Consider the following 12,189-nt stretch of genomic DNA (forward strand, 5'->3'; position numbering starts at 1 on the left):
CGTAAAGCCAACCCTTAATTAAGTCAAGAAAAACGCCGCTTATTTGCCTTGGAAAACCCATTCGGCGGGCTTTGAGAGGCTTGTTTGCAACAATTTGACAGCGTAATCTGCCACGACAGCTCATACTCGGGGAGAAAAACAGTGCTGATGGACGCAACCCGTTCAAGTTTGCTGATAATCGACGTTCAGGAAAAACTCTATCCGGCCTGTCTGGAACCGGATCAGATCATCGCCAATTGCTGTTTTCTGATCAAATGCGCCAATCGCCTTGAGGTGCCAGTGATCGTCACCGAACAGTATCCCAAGGGTCTTGGACATACGGCCAAACCGATTGTCGATCTTCTGGAAAAGCCGGGTGATGCTGCTGAGGGCGGCAATGTCGTTTCCAAGGTGGCATTTTCCGCCGTTCCGGCCGATGGCTTTATCGAGAAGATGGAAGAAAATCAGGGGCGTGATCAGGTGGTGGTTGCGGGCATGGAAACCCATGTCTGTGTGCTGCAAACCGTGATGGATTTGATTGAACGTGGCCGGGAGGTTTATGTGGTGTCCGATGCGGTGACATCGCGCAGCCAGCATGACAAGATTTTCGGCCTAGAGCGCATGCGTGATGCCGGGGCTAAAATCGTAACCCGCGAAAGCGTGATGTTTGAATGGCTTCGGGTGGCAGGCACGCCGGAATTCAAGGAACTGAGCGCGCTGATTAAATGAGTTCGATCTCAAAGAAAGATACCGGGCACGCCGAAGGTGAGGGCGTGCCCGTTGTGTTTTTGTCAGGCATGCTTGCCGATCAGCGTATGTGGCATCCGGCGATTGCCGCATATGACGATAATGACGATCCGGCCAAGCCCGCACTTATGCCGGTATTCTGTGAATTGTTTGATCAGGATACGGTTGCGGATATGGCGCGTGCAGTGCTTGAAACCGCGCCGGATCGCTTTGCGCTCGTCGGTATGTCGATGGGCGGCTATGTCGCCTTTGAAATCCTGCGTCAGGCCTCGGAACGTGTCAGTCACCTGATGCTGGTTAATACAAGGGCAACGGCCGACAGCCAGGCGGTGCGACGGCGGCGTTTGTTGCTGTCGCGCATTGTCGCGGGCAAAACGCCGTTTGTCGCGGTCAACGACGGCATGCTTGATGAGATGCTTCACCCCGATAATCGCAATGATGCCGGATTGGTTTTCCTGTTGACCGCAATGGGCGACGCATGCGGGGCCACAGTGTTCGCGCGACAAAATCATGCGGTTGCGACCCGCCCGGACAGCATGACGGATCTTGGCAATATTGCCGTGCCATGCAGCGTTGTTGTCGGTACGCATGACCGGATCATAAGCCCTGAAAGCCACCGGGAGATGGCCGATGCCATTCCCGGTGCGACCTATCAGGAAGTTCCCGGTGCGGGGCATTATGTGCCACTTGAGCAGCCCGTTGAGTTTGCCCGGTCACTTGCAGCGCTTTTGGTGCGTTAGCAGCTCGGCAAGAACGGGCTGCAATACCGATCGTCATTGTTGCGCAGGTGACGCGGGAAGAGCTGATAGTTGACCGTGTCAGCGTTGTTTTCGACCTGTTCGGCAAACTGGGCCGCATTGAAGTGTGCGCGGGTTTCCGAAATGATTTTATCCCCGACACAGAAGCCGAAACGGACGGTGACGCGATCGCTTGTCTCATCCATGGGAAGAGATTTTGGGTCAGTGCAGAGCTTGCCCCGCATGGTGGATTGTTCCGGATTGACGACGGCAACCATCCGGTTTTCCGGCTTGATGACTTCCCCATCTGCAATGTCGGCCGGATCAGTGACAAAGCGCAGACGCGGCGGGTAGCCATGGTTTGACATGGCCGCACTCCAGAAATCATCGGTGAAGGTGTTATTGGCATCAACGATTTCAAGCATCATCACACGGCTTGGCGCGCCGGCTGTCCGGAAGCTGTCGACTTCGGTGACCTCATAATGGGCGCGTTCGATCACGGCGATGTTGCAACCGGCAAGCGCAACCAGACCACTTGCAGCAACAGCGATTGAAAACGGGCGTGTCAATTTTGACAGTCGCGGTGCGGGCGCAGACATGGCTTTCATCCTTTCAGGCTTGCTGAGACCAAAGAACCTATTCCTAGATATTGTCTGAAAATTGCCAAAGTCACGCGGTTGCGCCGATTTTTAAGGGCAGAAAACAAAAAACCCGGCTCAAAGGCCGGGTTTTGTTGGTATTTCGAGATGCCGATCAGACGTCGATATCCTCGACGAAGCGGGCGTGTTCCTGAATGAACTGGAAACGTAGCTCCGGCTTTTTGCCCATCAGGCGGGTTACAAGATCCTTGGTCTGACCGCGGGCATCCGGTTCGGCGGCATCGGGCAGGGTGACACGCAGAAGCGTGCGTTTCTTGTGTGCCATGGTGGTTTCGCGCAGCTGTTGCGGCGGCATTTCACCCAGACCCTTAAATCGGGAAATCTCGACCTTGTTCGGGTTCTTGAACTCGGTTTCGAGAATGACTTCCTTTTCGGCATCATCCATGGCGTAGATCGACTTGCCACCTTGGGTCAGGCGGTAAAGCGGCGGCATCGCCAGATACAGATGGCCGTTTTCGATCAGGCCAGGCATTTCCTGATAGAAGAAGGTCATCAGAAGGGATGCGATATGTGCGCCATCGACGTCAGCATCGGTCATGATGATGATGCGTTCATAGCGCAGATCACCCAGCCTGAAATCAGATCCCGAACCGCAGCCAAAGGCTTCGATCATGTCCTTGATTTCCTGGTTGGCCATCATCTTTTCATAGGTCGCCGACGCAACGTTCAGGATCTTACCGCGCAGCGGCAGGACGGCCTGCGTTTCGCGGTCACGGGCCTGTTTGGCAGAACCACCTGCAGAGTCACCCTCCACCAGGAAGATTTCGGTGCCAGCCGCGATTGAACGCGAACAGTCAGCAAGCTTGCCCGGCAGGCGCAGACGACGGGTCGCCGACTGACGCTTGGTTTCCTTTTTCTCCTTGCGGCGCTGACGTTCCTCGGCGCGCAGGATGATGCGTTCAAGCAGACGCTTGGCGTTTTCGGTATCCCCGGTCAGCCAGTGGTCAAAGTGGTCACGCACCGCGGTTTCAACCAGTTTGGTTGCACCCTGTGTGCCCAGCTTTTCCTTGGTCTGGCCCTGGAATTGCGGATCGGGAATAAACACCGACAGCATGATGCAGCCGCCGCCAAAGACGTCCTCGGCGGTGATGGCTGCGGCCTTTTTCTGACCCAGCATATCGCCATAGGCCTTGATCGCCTTGGTAATGGCATAGCGGAAACCGGCTTCGTGTGTGCCGCCAAGCGGGGTCGGGACAGTGTTACAGTAAGAATGGAAATAGCCTTCGCCGCTTTCCGGCCAGCCAATCGCCCATTCAACACGCCCGGCACTTTCAGAAAACTTGGCTTCGCCTGCGAACGGACGGTCTGTAACCATCTCGCGGCCTTCAAGCGTCATCTCGAGGTAATCGAGAATGCCGTTCGGGAACTTCAGGACTTCTTGCTGCGGGGTCGGGTCGTCACTGGTCAGAAGCGACGGGTCAACCGACCAGCGGATTTCAACACCCTTGTAGAGATAGGCTTTGGAGCGCGCCATACGGAAGATGGTCGCTGCCTTGAGCTTGGCGCGGGTGCCGAAAATCTCGGGGTCGGGTCTGAAAATAACCGTGGTTCCGCGACGATTGTTGATCGCACCGCCATCCTGAAGCGGCCCCAGCGGGGTGCCCTTGGAATATTCCTGAAACACCATCTTGCGATCACGGCAGACTTCAACGCGGAATTTGTCGGTCAACGCGTTCACCACCGACATACCGACACCGTGCAGGCCGCCTGACGTCTCATAGGCCTTGCCAGAGAACTTGCCACCCGAGTGCAGGGTGGTCAGGATCACCTCAAGGGCGGATTTGTCGGGAAATTTCGGATGCGGGTCGGTCGGAATACCACGCCCGTTATCGCGTACCAGCACAGTATTGTCTGGCTGCAATTCCAGTTCGATCCAGTCGGCGTGGCCAGCAACCGCTTCGTCCATCGAGTTATCGAGAATTTCCGCGACCAGATGATGCAATGCAGCATCATCGGTGCCGCCGATATACATACCGGGGCGTCGACGGACGGGCTCAAGGCCCTCGAGAACTTCAATATCCTTGGCGGAATAGGCTTTATCGGTGGACTGGTTTGAATCTTCAAAAAGGTCGGTCATGCCCCGGAACGCAACTTCTTTTATTGTGTTAAAACAAGGTCCAATACCGTATATCTGTTCTTCGATATTATGGTCTTGGAAGCCTCGGCGCTAAACGAGTACCATATCTTTATCGGTTCGTACCAGATGATCGGTGCGCACCGACCATAAAAATGTGTTTTTGAATCCAATGCAAGTGATGGTCGCTACTTCCGACCATAATTTTGCCAGGCTTGGACGCAGAAAACCGCGACCGGGAGGTCCAATAAAAAAATGGCGTGTCGTAACAGGCGTGCCGCCAACTGGAGTGAGCCTGATGGCGACTGAGAAAGATCAATCCATTCTTGCGGAAAGCACGATGCCGCGCGGTGAACTTTGCACCCGAACCCTTGCCATGCCCGCCGATACCAACCCAAGTGGTGATATTTTCGGTGGCTGGCTGATGTCGCAGATGGATATCGCCGGTGGCGTGATGGCAAGTCAGGTCGCCGAAGGGCGTGTTGCGACCATCGCAGTGGACGGCATGACGTTCCATCGCCCGGTGTATGTCGGCGATACAGTTTGCGTTTATGGCGACATCGAGAAAATCGGCAATACATCGATTGTGCTGCATCTCGAATCCTGGGTGCTCCGCCGCAATCAACCGCCGCGCATCAAGGTGACTGAGGCGACATTTACGTTTGTCGCGATTGACGCCGAAGGTCGACCGCGCCCGGTACGCAAGGATGAGGCAGACGCCTAAGCCCTCGCTAGATCAAATTCAGGAGCCCCGCCATGCAGAGCCAAACTGTGTCCACGCTGTTGACCCGTCTGGTTCTTGTCTGCGGGGCTTTGTTGTTTCCCATGCTAGCCGACGCGGGCGAGGCAGATGTGGTTGCGGCCAAGGCGACCAAGACCGGCGAGAATACCTATCGGTTTGATGTGACCGTGGCGCATGACGACACGGGTTGGAATCATTACGCCAATGTCTGGCAGGTGATCGGGCCGGACGGGGCGATATTGGGGGAGCGAGTGTTGGCACATCCGCATGTCAATGAGCAGCCCTTTACGCGGTCCCTGTCCGGTGTGACGATCCCGGCAGATATCAAAGGTGTCACGGTGCGGGCTGGCGATCTGGTGCACGAATTTGGTGGTGCAGAGTTAAGGATCGAACTGCCTGTTGAGGCTGGGCAATCTGTGACGGTTTCAAATTAGATCGAAACGTCTGCCCAAGTCCGCGGGCCGAAGCCCAGGGCAGGGTGTAGCACGTTGTTACCAGCTTGCCTTGGCAACACGCATGAAGTTTTCGCCCATGATTTTATCGACATCATCGGCCGAATAACCAATCGAAATCAGGGCATCCGCGAGGGCAGGGAGTTTGCGCGGGTCGAACACCGCAGCCCCACCTGCGCCGGGGCCATAGCCGCTGGCGGCGGGCCAATAGAAGTCCTTGTCGACGCCATCCGGGAAGTCGTTGGTGCCGGCGACCGATGGCATGGTATCAAGCCCGATGCCGACATGATCAACACCGACCAGATCAACCGCATATTTGATATGGCGGATCATGTCGGGAACTTCCGGTGCGTTTTTGGATTTGATGAAGCGCTGGAAACCGCAAATGCCGATGACCCCACCGGTATCGGCACAGGCCTTGATCTGTTCATCATCGATGCAGCGTTCATGACCACCCAGTTCCCTGGGGTTGGCGTGGCTGAACACGACCGGCTTGGATGAGACCCGCATGATATCAAGCGAGCTTTGCCGTCCGGTGTGGGAGCAATCCATGATCATGCCGCTGGTGTTCACGGCCTTGACCATTTCAACACCGAGATCGGTCAGCGGGATATCGACATCATGACAGCCCCCAGAAACCGAATTGTTGCGGTTATAGGCAAAGTGGATCTGCTTGACGCCAAGCTTGGCAAAGACCGGCACCATTTCGGGCATGTCCTGGAGCATGACCGAGCCTTCAAGATCAAAGCCGACGCCGAGCAACCCTTTGGATTTGGCAATTGCGAGATCCTCGAATTTCTCAATCTGCATGTATTTATCGGGGTGGGCGGCGATCTTGGCGCGGAAGGCGGCGATCACGCGCAGGATATGGGCAATGCTGTTCATATCCATGCCGACATTGACACAGACATAGTCGATATGACCGGCGACATAGGTATCAAGCAGGTCTATCGGTGTCTTTTCATCAAGCGGCAGGCAGGCATGCGCATCCCATGTGAAGGACGGATTATGCCGACGTTGGTAATTGGCAAGTTTGCTGTCGGCCGGGGCGAAGGGTGTTGCGAAGCTCAGTGTGGTGGCGGAAGTCATGGTGTCTCCGTTCAGTCCCAGTCGACAAAGCTGTCGACAACGGCGCGGTCATAGCCGCCGGCAGCCTTGTAAAGCTGTTGCGAGTAGGGATGTTCAAGTCTGCCATCTGCGAGTTGGCTTGCGGTGGCACGTTCAACAATACGGCCATGGTTCATAATGGCAATATCGTCGCACATATGGGCCACCACGGCGAGGTCGTGACTGACCATGATGTAAGTCAGGCCAAGTTCCCGGCGCAAGCGTGACAGAAGATTAAGCACTTCGGCCTGAATAGATACATCAAGGGCCGAGGTCGGCTCATCAAGCAGCAAAATCTTGGGTTCAAGGATCAGGGCGCGGGCAATCGCGACACGCTGGCGCTGCCCACCGGAAAGCTGGTGGGGATAGCGGAAGCGGAACGAGTTATCGAGCCCGACCTGCTCAAGCGCCTGCACCACACGCGCGTCGGAATTGCCAAGCCCGTGGATATTGACCGGTTCGGTCAGGATGCGGTCAATGGTATGACGCGGATGGAGCGATCCGAACGGGTCCTGAAACACCATCTGCACAAGGCGATAGAATGTCTTGTCGCGCGTGGGGCCGAGTTCCTTGTTGTTGACCAGAATTTCACCTTCCCAGTCATCGACAAGGCCAGTGATGGTACGAAGAACCGTCGATTTGCCCGATCCCGATTCACCAACGAGGCCGAAAGACCCGTTTTTCGGAACCTTGATATCGACATCCTTGAGAACGTGGTTGTCGTCAAACCAGGCATTGAGTTTGTTGATTTCAATCATGTGTCTACCCCTTAACCTTCGGCCCAGCTTGCTTCGCGTTCAAGGATCGGCAGATCAGAATGATCGCCATCCATTTTCGGCAAGCAGTTCAAAAGTCCCTTGGTGTAGGGGTGTTTGGCTTCGTGCAGGGCGGACGCCTTGATTTCTTCCACCACGTGGCCCTGATACATGACCAGTACACGGTCGCAGAAGCTTGAAACCAGTTGCAGGTCGTGACTGATGAAAATCAGCGCCATACCACGATCGCGCACCAGATCATCAAGGATCGCCATCACCTGAAGCTGCACGGTGACATCAAGGGCCGATGTCGGTTCATCGGCAATGATCAGTTCAGGATCGGGGATCAGCATCATGGCGATCATGACGCGTTGCCCCATGCCGCCGGATACCTCATGCGGGTAGGAATTGAACACGCGCTCTGGATCGCGGATTTTAACCGCATCAAGCATATCAATCGCGCGGTGGCGGGCTTCCTTGGCGTTGACCTTGTGGTGTTCGCGGTAGGCCTCGATGATTTGATCGCCAATGGTCATGACAGGGTTCAGCGAATATTTCGGGTCCTGCATGATCATGGAAATGCGCGCACCGCGTACCTTGCGCCATTGTTTGGGCGTGAGGTTTGCCAGGTCGACGTCATGGAAGGTCATTTGATCAGCGGTAATTTTACCGTTGGCCGCCGTCAGGCCCAAGATGGCACGCCCGGTCTGGGATTTACCAGACCCGGATTCGCCAACAATTCCAAGCCGTTCACGACCAAGATCAAAAGACACACCACGCACGGCATGCACATCCCCCTTGGGCGTGTTGAAGGTGACTTCGAGGTTTTTGACCAACAGAAGGGTTTCATTGGACATGATCAATCGCCTCCACGCGGGTCAAGAACATCACGCAGGCCATCACCCAGAAGGTTAAAGCCAAGGCTGACGATGAAAATGGCGATACCCGGGACGGTGGCAACCCACCATTGTTCGAGCAGGAACTGACGACCCTCAGAAACCATTGCCCCCCATTCCGGCATCGGTGGCTGTGCACCAAGACCAAGGAAGCCAAGACCGGCGGCAATCAGGATCATGCCCGCCATATCAAGGGTCACACGCACAACAAGCGAGCTCATGCACATTGGCATGATGTGACCGGTAATCAGGCCCAGGTTCGATGTGCCCTGAAGACGGGCGGCTTCGATGAAGTCGGATTTGCGCACCGTGATGGTTTCAGCCCGTGCGATACGGGCATAAGGCGGCCATGCGGTAATCGCAATGGCAAGAATGGCGTTTTCCAATCCCGGTCCAAGAGCGGACACAAAGGCCAACGCCAGGATCAGTTTCGGGAAAGCCAGAAAGATATCGGTGATGCGCATCAAGGTGGCATCGATCCAGCCGCCAAAGAATCCGGCGGCTGTGCCAACCAGCAGGCCGACCGGGGCTGCAGTGATGACAACAAGGGCGACGATCAAAAGGGTGTATTGCGCACCATAGATCAGACGCGACAGAATATCGCGGCCCAGCTGATCCGTGCCAAACCAGTGTTCGGCACCGGGTGGTTGGATACGATTGGCAAGGTCAGCTGCCAGCGGATCATAAGGGGCCAGAAGCGGGGCAAAGATCGTTACCAGAATAAGGCCGATCACGATCGAAAGGCCGATCATGGCAAGTTTGTTTTCGGTGAACTTGACCCAGCCAAGCCAGGCGCGCCCACATTTTGCCTGCCAGCGCGATTTTGGCGTATCGGATGTCAGCCATTGTTTCAGGCCGGTTTGCGAAACTTGTGTTTGTGTTGTCATGATTATCTCCGCGCTCTGGGGTCGAGCAGGCGGTAAAGCACGTCAGAAAGCATGTTCACGCCGATAAAGACCGCACCGACCACAATCGTGCCACCGAGAACCGCATTCATGTCGGCATTGAGCAACGAGTTGGTGATGTAAAGACCAAGTCCCGGCCACGCGAAGATGATTTCGGTGAGAACCGAACCTTCGAGCAGGTTTGCGTATGACAGCGCAATCACGGTCACCAGTGGAACCATGACATTGCCAAGAGCGTGACGCCAGATGATGCGATGTTCGGAAATGCCTTTGACGCGCGCGGTCAGGATATATTCCTGACTAAGCTGTTCGAGCATGAAGGAACGGGTCATGCGGGCGATATAGGCCAAAGAGAAATAGGCCAGGATCGATGCAGGCAGAACAATGTGCGAGACAGCGTTCCAGAACAGGTCCATGTCGCCTTCGATCAGAGTATCAACCAGCATAAGACCGGTGGTGGGTTCGATATAGTCGAGATAGAACGAATCAAGGCGTCCTGGACCCGCAACCCAGTCGAGCTTCATGTAAAATACCAGAAGCCCCATCAGACCCAGCCAGAAGATCGGCATGGAATAGCCAGCAAGGCCGATCACGCGAACCATGTGGTCGGGCCATTTACCCTTGTTGATGGCGGCAAAAACGCCAGCGGGAATACCCAGAACAACACCGATAATGGTTGCAATGGTCGCTAGTTCAAGGGTGGCCGGGAAGACACGTTTGATGTCATCGAGCACGGTATTGGATGTCAGCACCGATTGGCCGAAGTTACCCTGCAGTACGTTGGAAATATAAATAAAGAACTGCTGCCAAAGCGGCAGGTTAAGTCCCATTTCCTCCCGCACGCGGTTGTACGTGCTTTGCGATGCATGATCACCAACAGCGGCCAGCACCGGATCAATCGGCAAGACGCGACCGATCAGGAATGTGACAAGCAGCAGGCCAAAAAATGTAATGGCAAGCGAGAATACCAGCCGCAGGAAAGTTCCCGTCGGGCCGGAAGCGAAACGGGCGCGGTTGCGCCCGTCCCGTTTTTTGCGTTTAACAGCGGACATTACGACCGTTGTCTCCTTCGTCCAGATTAGTCTTTGGTGACATAACGATAATAGTTGTTATCGAATGACGGACCGAGGACGAAGTTGTTCACGTTACCGCGCATGGATGCGATCTCGGTTTCCTGGAACATGATCACGAACGGACCGTTTTCCAGAACTGCTTTCTGAAGATCGACATACATCGCAGCACGTTTCGCATCGTCGCGTTCCAGCGTGGCGGCATCGGTTTTTGCCGTCAAGTCACCGGCATCCCACGAGTTACGCCAAGCAAGCGGCTTTGCAGCGGCATCGTCGGAGTTATCCGGGTTCCACGCAAAGGTTGATGCGTTGGTGTGCGGATCCTGATAGTCCGGACCCCATCGACCGATATAGATATCGTGCTGACGGGCGCGGTATTTGGTCAGGGTCTGCTTGCCATCACCCGGAATGATTTCCAGATTGATGCCAGCCTGTGACCAGGTCGCCTGAATCGACTGAGCCATCGCCATGATCGCGGTGGTGTTACGGGTATCCATGGTTACGCTGAACCCGTCCGGATAGCCGGCCTCGGCCAAAAGGGCCTTGGCTTTTTCGACATCCAGGGAATAGGGGTTCTCGTTATATGCGCCCAGGAAACCTTCAGGCAGGAAGGCCTGATGGATCTGCGAACGACCAGCCAGGATGGTTTCGGAAATGCCTTTGTAATCGACAAGGTATTTCAGAGCTTCGCGGACTTTCGGGTTCGACAGATATTCGTTTTTCTGCGACAGACCGAGATACCACAGAGCACCTTTCCCCTTGGACATCATCTTGATGTCGTCATTGTCAGAAATGGCAGCCAACTGATCGGCTTCGAGGTTACGGGCAATATCGATATCGCCTTTTTCAAGGAGGAGCTGCTGAGCTGCGGCTTCCTTGACGCTCTGGATGATTACGCGCTTCATTTCTGGCGCGCCATCCCAGTAATCTTCGTTGCCGGTCAGGCTAAGGCTTTCGCCCGCGGTCCATTTGTTCAGTTTGAACGGGCCGGAGCCAGCATAGTTGGTTTTAAGCCATTCATGGCCGAGGTCGCCGTCCACTTCATGGGCAAGGACTTCTTCCTTGTCGACAACCGAGCCAACGCCAGCGGTCAGGCAGTACAGCACGAAGCTTGGTGCATAAGGTTTGTCGACTTCCATGACCAGCGTGGAATCGTCGGTGGCGTAGATCTTTTCCTTGACGTTGTCGGCAGTGAAGCCGAACTGGCCCAGAATGAAGGCCGGCGACTGATCCAGCAGGATCACGCGCTGGAGCGAGAAGGCTGCGTCTTCGGCGGTCAACTCGTTGCCAGAGGCAAAGGTAATGCCGTCACGGATTTTGAAGGTAAAGGTCTTGCCGTCTTCGGAGACATCCCAGCTTTCGGCAACGACGCCATAGATCTTCGACACATCGTCATTGTCGAAACCGATCAGGCGGTCATAGGTGTTACCGGCATATTCAGCGCCCGAGAATTCGAAAATCTGGGCCGGGTCGAGCGTGATGATGTCATCAATGGCAAAAGCCATGACCAAAGCATTTTTCGGCGTTTCGGCCTGTGCCATCATAGGTGCGGTCGCGAGCGCGGTCCCCATGACCAGCCCTGCAATAAATTTGCGCATGATGCGCCTCCCGATTGTTGTTGTGGGACTGCAGGCCAATGCGTGGACTGATCGGCTATCGAAAGGGAGGGCCAAAACGAGACGGACTCAGCTTTATAACCATCCGGAGTTCTATCGACGCCTTCAGGCCCTTATAATTGCGGGGCGGCCTGCAGGTTCGCTTAGTGCATGTGGAGCTGAGCATAATTTATACGATTAATCAATGATCAGTCGGTCAGTAATGCTGTCTAAATCAGCAAATGGCACAACTTTCCCGAAAATGAATTTCTTAAGGTTGTGTGATGTCTTGGTGAAATTACCCACGCGGGTAGAGCGGTGGTTTTACGCCGGGATTTGGCGTTAGAAACAAAAAAGCGCCAGCGAAAAAATCGCGGCGCTTATTTTGTACGTCATTCCCAATCAGGGAGGGAATGGCGCGAGTGACGAGACTTGAACTCGCGGCCTCCGGCGTGACAGGCCGGCGCTCTA

General features: G+C 55.2%; 12 protein-coding genes. 4 read left to right on the plus strand and 8 right to left on the minus strand.

Features of this window, described 5'->3' with window-relative positions:
• The first annotated feature begins 147 nt into the window (after positions 1 to 147).
• Together AUQ41_RS06650 and AUQ41_RS06655 are read left to right on the plus strand one after the other, a co-directional pair.
• Positions 148 to 708: a hydrolase gene (locus tag AUQ41_RS06650; protein WP_063087259.1), complete on the plus strand. Its 561-nt coding sequence runs from the start codon at positions 148 to 150 to the stop codon at positions 706 to 708.
• Positions 705 to 1,466 carry an alpha/beta fold hydrolase gene (locus AUQ41_RS06655; protein ID WP_063087260.1) on the plus strand — a complete coding sequence of 254 codons (762 nt, stop codon included), beginning with the start codon at positions 705 to 707 and terminating at the stop codon, positions 1,464 to 1,466. The genes AUQ41_RS06650 and AUQ41_RS06655 overlap by 4 nt, the downstream gene beginning before the upstream one ends.
• Here the strand turns inward: AUQ41_RS06655 and AUQ41_RS06660 are convergent.
• A complete protein-coding gene (locus AUQ41_RS06660; RefSeq protein WP_063087261.1) occupies positions 1,463 to 2,062 on the minus strand; it encodes a hypothetical protein in 600 nt (199 codons plus the stop codon). The two genes, AUQ41_RS06655 and AUQ41_RS06660, sit on opposite strands and share 4 nt — an antisense overlap.
• Before the next feature lie 154 nt (positions 2,063 to 2,216).
• Positions 2,217 to 4,199 (minus strand): DNA topoisomerase IV subunit B, encoded by a 1,983-nt coding sequence (gene parE / locus AUQ41_RS06665; RefSeq protein WP_063087262.1) that lies wholly within the window; start codon positions 4,197 to 4,199, stop codon positions 2,217 to 2,219.
• Positions 4,200 to 4,494: 295 nt separating this feature from the next.
• Here parE and AUQ41_RS06670 point away from each other — a divergent pair, with 295 nt between their 5' ends.
• Positions 4,495 to 4,920, plus strand: coding sequence for an acyl-CoA thioesterase (locus AUQ41_RS06670; protein WP_063087263.1), 426 nt, complete (start codon positions 4,495 to 4,497; stop codon positions 4,918 to 4,920).
• Between the two features lie 32 nt (positions 4,921 to 4,952).
• Positions 4,953 to 5,372 carry a hypothetical protein gene (locus AUQ41_RS06675; protein ID WP_063087264.1) on the plus strand — a complete coding sequence of 140 codons (420 nt, stop codon included), beginning with the start codon at positions 4,953 to 4,955 and terminating at the stop codon, positions 5,370 to 5,372.
• A gap of 57 nt (positions 5,373 to 5,429) precedes the next feature.
• Here AUQ41_RS06675 and AUQ41_RS06680 read toward each other — a convergent pair whose 3' ends face one another.
• From AUQ41_RS06680 to AUQ41_RS06705, 6 genes are read right to left on the minus strand one after another with little or no spacing between them, the layout of a single operon-like run.
• Positions 5,430 to 6,479, minus strand: coding sequence for a dipeptidase (locus AUQ41_RS06680; protein ID WP_063087265.1), 1,050 nt, complete (start codon positions 6,477 to 6,479; stop codon positions 5,430 to 5,432).
• Between the two features lie 11 nt (positions 6,480 to 6,490).
• Positions 6,491 to 7,255 (minus strand): ABC transporter ATP-binding protein, encoded by a 765-nt coding sequence (locus AUQ41_RS06685; RefSeq protein ID WP_008891482.1) that lies wholly within the window; start codon positions 7,253 to 7,255, stop codon positions 6,491 to 6,493.
• Between the two features lie 11 nt (positions 7,256 to 7,266).
• The gene (locus tag AUQ41_RS06690) at positions 7,267 to 8,109 is read right to left on the minus strand and encodes an ABC transporter ATP-binding protein (protein ID WP_063087266.1); all 843 of its coding nucleotides are present in this window, start codon (positions 8,107 to 8,109) and stop codon (positions 7,267 to 7,269) included.
• A gap of 2 nt (positions 8,110 to 8,111) precedes the next feature.
• On the minus strand, positions 8,112 to 9,035 hold the full coding sequence (nikC, locus tag AUQ41_RS06695) for a nickel transporter permease (protein WP_063087267.1): 924 nt from the start codon (positions 9,033 to 9,035) through the stop codon (positions 8,112 to 8,114).
• A gap of 2 nt (positions 9,036 to 9,037) precedes the next feature.
• On the minus strand, positions 9,038 to 10,105 hold the full coding sequence (locus tag AUQ41_RS06700) for an ABC transporter permease (protein WP_083952752.1): 1,068 nt from the start codon (positions 10,103 to 10,105) through the stop codon (positions 9,038 to 9,040).
• A gap of 26 nt (positions 10,106 to 10,131) precedes the next feature.
• Entirely contained in the window at positions 10,132 to 11,721 is a 1,590-nt protein-coding gene (locus AUQ41_RS06705) for an ABC transporter substrate-binding protein (protein ID WP_008891486.1), read from the minus strand.
• Positions 11,722 to 12,189: the final 468 nt, after the last annotated feature.

Origin of the sequence: Thalassospira sp. MCCC 1A02898 (assembly GCF_001618185.1) — a bacterium.
In the GTDB taxonomy this organism is placed as follows: domain Bacteria; phylum Pseudomonadota; class Alphaproteobacteria; order Rhodospirillales; family Thalassospiraceae; genus Thalassospira; species Thalassospira tepidiphila.

What these genes read in the sequence shown, in the direction of transcription:
- AUQ41_RS06650 (WP_063087259.1), top strand. Translation starts at nt 148, where the DNA reads ATGGACGCAACCCGTTCAAGTTTGCTGATAATCGACGTTCAGGAAAAA.
- AUQ41_RS06655 (WP_063087260.1), top strand. Translation starts at nt 705, where the DNA reads ATGAGTTCGATCTCAAAGAAAGATACCGGGCACGCCGAAGGTGAGGGC.
- AUQ41_RS06660 (WP_063087261.1), bottom strand. Translation starts at nt 2,062, where the DNA reads ATGTCTGCGCCCGCACCGCGACTGTCAAAATTGACACGCCCGTTTTCA.
- parE (WP_063087262.1), bottom strand. Translation starts at nt 4,199, where the DNA reads ATGACCGACCTTTTTGAAGATTCAAACCAGTCCACCGATAAAGCCTAT.
- AUQ41_RS06670 (WP_063087263.1), top strand. Translation starts at nt 4,495, where the DNA reads ATGGCGACTGAGAAAGATCAATCCATTCTTGCGGAAAGCACGATGCCG.
- AUQ41_RS06675 (WP_063087264.1), top strand. Translation starts at nt 4,953, where the DNA reads ATGCAGAGCCAAACTGTGTCCACGCTGTTGACCCGTCTGGTTCTTGTC.
- AUQ41_RS06680 (WP_063087265.1), bottom strand. Translation starts at nt 6,479, where the DNA reads ATGACTTCCGCCACCACACTGAGCTTCGCAACACCCTTCGCCCCGGCC.
- AUQ41_RS06685 (WP_008891482.1), bottom strand. Translation starts at nt 7,255, where the DNA reads ATGATTGAAATCAACAAACTCAATGCCTGGTTTGACGACAACCACGTT.
- AUQ41_RS06690 (WP_063087266.1), bottom strand. Translation starts at nt 8,109, where the DNA reads ATGTCCAATGAAACCCTTCTGTTGGTCAAAAACCTCGAAGTCACCTTC.
- nikC (WP_063087267.1), bottom strand. Translation starts at nt 9,035, where the DNA reads ATGACAACACAAACACAAGTTTCGCAAACCGGCCTGAAACAATGGCTG.
- AUQ41_RS06700 (WP_083952752.1), bottom strand. Translation starts at nt 10,105, where the DNA reads ATGTCCGCTGTTAAACGCAAAAAACGGGACGGGCGCAACCGCGCCCGT.
- AUQ41_RS06705 (WP_008891486.1), bottom strand. Translation starts at nt 11,721, where the DNA reads ATGCGCAAATTTATTGCAGGGCTGGTCATGGGGACCGCGCTCGCGACC.